This window comes from Inquilinus sp. (assembly GCF_057815775.1).
Genome location: NZ_JBYRFX010000619.1, coordinates 1 through 3617, shown reverse-complemented (window position 1 = coordinate 3617; position 3617 = coordinate 1). Strand labels below are relative to the sequence as shown.

5 protein-coding genes and 1 pseudogene are annotated in these 3617 nt (G+C 69.8%); 4 read left to right on the top strand and 2 right to left on the bottom strand.

Annotated elements, in window-relative coordinates:
* The 3 genes from AC3XYG_RS21645 to AC3XYG_RS21635 form a co-directional block, all read left to right on the top strand.
* On the top strand, nucleotides 1-198 hold a 198-nt coding region (locus tag AC3XYG_RS21645), incomplete at its 5' end, for an MOSC domain-containing protein (protein WP_489141939.1).
* Nucleotides 199-268: 70 nt separating this feature from the next.
* On the top strand, nucleotides 269-493 hold the full coding sequence (locus AC3XYG_RS21640) for an AbrB/MazE/SpoVT family DNA-binding domain-containing protein (RefSeq protein ID WP_489141938.1): 225 nt from the start codon (nucleotides 269-271) through the stop codon (nucleotides 491-493).
* Nucleotide 494: 1 nt separating this feature from the next.
* A complete protein-coding gene (locus tag AC3XYG_RS21635; protein WP_489141937.1) occupies nucleotides 495-887 on the top strand; it encodes a type II toxin-antitoxin system death-on-curing family toxin in 393 nt (130 codons plus the stop codon).
* 22 nt (nucleotides 888-909) lie between these two features.
* On the opposite strand, the gene AC3XYG_RS21630 is transcribed toward AC3XYG_RS21635, so the two are convergent.
* Nucleotides 910-1938, bottom strand: coding sequence for an aldo/keto reductase (locus AC3XYG_RS21630; protein WP_489141936.1), 1029 nt, complete (start codon nucleotides 1936-1938; stop codon nucleotides 910-912).
* A 129-nt stretch (nucleotides 1939-2067) separates the two neighbouring features.
* Between AC3XYG_RS21630 and AC3XYG_RS21625 the strand changes: the two are divergent.
* Nucleotides 2068-2999 (top strand): annotated as a pseudogene (locus AC3XYG_RS21625) (LysR family transcriptional regulator).
* A gap of 136 nt (nucleotides 3000-3135) precedes the next feature.
* Here AC3XYG_RS21625 and AC3XYG_RS21620 read toward each other — a convergent pair.
* Nucleotides 3136-3617 (bottom strand): nitroreductase family protein (locus AC3XYG_RS21620; protein ID WP_489141935.1); only part of this gene is annotated, 482 nt, incomplete at its 5' end.

The following is a 3617-nucleotide window of genomic DNA, read 5'->3' as shown; positions in this document are numbered from 1 at the left end:
GGCCCGGTGCGGCTGAAGGTGGTGATGCGGATCACCCGCTGCGCCGCGACCAACGTCAACCCGGCGACCGGCGAGCGCGACCTGAACATTCCCAAGGCGCTGATCACCGGCTTCGGCCACGCCGATTGCGGCGTGTTCGCCGAGGTGATCGAGAGCGGCCGGGTGGCCGAAGGCGATGCGGTGGTGGTTGGGGGCTGACCACTTCTTGATCCCGACGGGGGATCAGATCTGTTATAACTGGCGTGACAACTTCGGATGGAGGCTCTGCATGGTCGCGCTCAAGCTGCGAGCCATCGGCAATTCGATCGGGGCCGTCCTGCCCAAGGACGTGCTGAGCCGGCTGCATGTCCAGGAGGGCGATACTCTGTACCTGACAGAAGCGCCCGACGGGTATCGGCTGACTCCGTACGACCCGGAATTCGAGGCGCAGATGGATGCGGCTCGCAAGGTCATGAAGAAGCGACGCAACCTGCTGCGGGAACTGGCCAAATAGGGTGGATGCCCCACGCTGGATCGGCCGGGCCGTTGTGCTGGCCCTGCATGACGAGCAGTTGGCCGAGCACGGCGGTGCGGCCGGACTGCGCGACGCCGGCCTGCTCGACTCCGCGCTGGACCGGCCGAAAAACCTGCTCGCCTACGGCACACCCGATCTCGCGGCGCTGGCGGCCGCCTACGGCTTCGGGCTGATCCGCAACCATCCCTTCGTCGACGGCAACAAACGCGTGGCCTTCGTCGTCACGGAAACTTTCCTCGCCCTCGCCGGCCAGGAGATCGCCGCCGATGACGCCGAATGCTTGTCCGCGTGGCTGTCTCTGGCTGCCGGGGAAATGCCGGAGGACGAACTCGCTGCATGGCTGCGGCGACGCCTCCGGCCTATCACCGAATAATCTCCAAGCCTCCTCGAGACGGTCAGCGCACCGGTCCGGTGCCGGCGCCGGTGGTTTCGATCGCGGTCCCGATCTCGGTGAGATCCTCCGGCGTCAGCTCCAATGAGGCTGCGTCGAGCCAGCCATCGACCTGGGCCGGGCTGCGGGCGCCGACGATGGCGCCGGTCACCGCCGGCCAAGCCAGGGTCCAGGCCACCGCCACCGCCGCGACCGAGGTGCCGTGCCGCGCCGCCACCGGCTTCAGCGCTTCGGCCAGCGCCAGGTTGCGGGCCAGGCCGTCGCCGGTGAAGTGCGGCGAGCGTGAGCGCCAGTCGTCCTTCGGCAGTCCTGCCGCGCGTTCCGCCGTGAACGACCCGGTCAGCAGCCCCGACTGCATCGGGCTGTAGACGATGACCGCGGTGTCATGCGCCGCGCACCAGGGCAGTTCCGCCCCCGCCGCGTCGCGCCGGATCGCAGAGAACGGCGGCTGCAGCGAATCGACATGGCCGACCGCACCGGCCCGGGTCAGCAGTTCGACATTGTGGTTCGACAGGCCGACGGCCCGGACCTTGCCCTCGCGCTTGAGGTCCTGGAAGGTCTGCCAGTAGATCTCGACCGGGGTGCCGTCATCGACCGGCCAGTGCAGCTGGTACAGGTCGATCCGCTCGACCCCGAGCCGGCGCAGCGAGGCCTCGACCTCGCGCCGCAGGCTGGCCGGGGCGCCGGTGCGCTTCGACATCGCATTGCGGTCCGATTCGTCCCAGATCAGGCCGCCCTTGGTGAAGACATAGGGTCGCTTGTCCGCCGGAATCTCGCGCAGGGCACGGCCGACGATCTCTTCGGAATGGCCGAGGCCGTAGACCGCCGCGGTGTCGATCCAGTTGATGCCGACCTCCGCCGCATGGCGGATTGCCGCCACCGATTCGTCGTCGTCCTGGCTGCCCCAGGCCGAGGCCCAGCCGGCGCCGCCGATGGCCCAGGCGCCGAAGCCGACCCGGGTGGTCGCCATGTCGGTGGTGCCGAAGCGCCGGGTCGGCAGCATGGTGCCGCCCGCGGGGGTGATCTCGGTCATCGCTGGTCCTCCGTAATGTAGGACCTAGAATGGCGGCATCCGATTGAGCGTTCCAATTGAATGTTCAGATCACATTCAGCATGATCGGGGATCAATCGGACACAAGCGCCCTGGAATCGGAGCCGGATCATGGATCTGCGGCAGCTGGAGCATTTCCTGGCGGTAGCGGAGGAGCAGCATTTCACCCGCGCTGCCCGGCGGGTGAACATCGTCCAGTCCGGCCTGTCCGCCTCGATCCGGGCGCTGGAGGAGGAGTTGGGCGCGCCACTGTTCATCCGCAGCACCCGGAAGGTCGACCTGACCGCCGCCGGCCGCGTGCTGTTCGAGGAGGCGCGGCGAGTGCTGGCGGCGGCGCGCGGCGCCCGCGACGCGGTGGCCGCGGTGCAGGGCCTGGCCCGCGGCCGGCTGGCGATCGGCACCGCCCACAGCCTGTCGCCCTTCGTCGACCTGCCGGCCCTGCTGGCCCGGTTCCACGCCGCGCATCCCGGGGTCGAGATCCGGCTGTGCCAGGGCGGGTCCGCTGTGCTGACCGAAAAGCTGCGCGACGGGCGGCTGGACCTGGCCTTCGTGCCGATGCAGCCAGCGCCGCCGCCCGACATCCGCACCACCATGCTGGCCTGCGAGGAGCTGGTGGCGGCCTGCAGCCACGATCCCCGCTGGCCGGCCGCCGCGCCGTGCCGCTGGAGCGGCTGGGCCGCGAGACCTTCGTCGATTTCCAGACCGACTGGGGCACGCGCCAGCTGGTCGACCAGGCCTTCGCCCGGGTGCGGATGGAACGGCACACCGGCTTCGAGGTCAACGACCTGGCCACGGCGCTCGACCTCGTCGCCCTGGGTCTCGGCATCGCCCTGGTGCCGGAGGCGATCATCGCCGCCCACCCGGCCGACCCGCTGCGGCCGAAGCTGGCGGTGGCGACGCTGGCGCCGCCGGATATCTGCTGGGAGCTGGGCATCGCCCATGCCGAGCGTGGCGCCGCCGGGCTCGGGACCGGCCCGGCCAACCCCGCGGCGCGCGAATTCCTGGCGCTGATGGCCGAGGACGCCATCGCCGCTGCGGCGTGATGGTGGCCTCTCCTCTGGCCTGACCACCTTATTAAGCTGTCATGCCCGGACTTGATCCGGGCATCCAGAGTCTGTCGACAGCTTCTGGATTGCCGGGTCAAGCCCGGCAATGACAGAAAAAATCGGCCGTTAGCGCTTACGCCACCTGGACCAGCGGGCCGGACCATTCGGTGACGACGTCGGACAGAGCCGGGCGCGGCCGGTCTTCCATCGGCTCGGACGGGGTGCCGAGATAGAGGAAGCCCAGGATCTTGTCGGTCGCCGGGTTGTGGCCCAGCAGCTCGACCACCTGGGGGTGATAGGCCGGCCAGCCGGTGATCCAGCTGCCGCAGAAGCCCTGGGCATGGGCCGCCATCAGGATGTTCTGGCACAGCGCGCCGCCGGACAGAATCTGCTCCAGCTCGGGGATCTTGGCGCCGGGCGCCGACTTGTGGGTGACCACCAGCAGCAGCGGCGCCAGGGCCGGCTTCTGGCGCATCGCCTCGATCAGCGCCTCGGTGGCGTCGGCATTCTCGCGGGCGAAGATCTCGGCCAGCGCGTCGCCGATGCGGCGCTGCCCGTCCTTGCGCAGCACCTGGATGCGCCAGGGCGCCAGCTTGCCGTGATCCGGCACCCGGG

Bases quoted from the DNA above. Each gene is read 5' to 3' on its own strand.
- AC3XYG_RS21640 (WP_489141938.1), top strand. From the start codon at position 269: ATGGTCGCGCTCAAGCTGCGAGCCATCGGCAATTCGATCGGGGCCGTC.
- AC3XYG_RS21630 (WP_489141936.1), bottom strand. From the start codon at position 1,938: ATGACCGAGATCACCCCCGCGGGCGGCACCATGCTGCCGACCCGGCGC.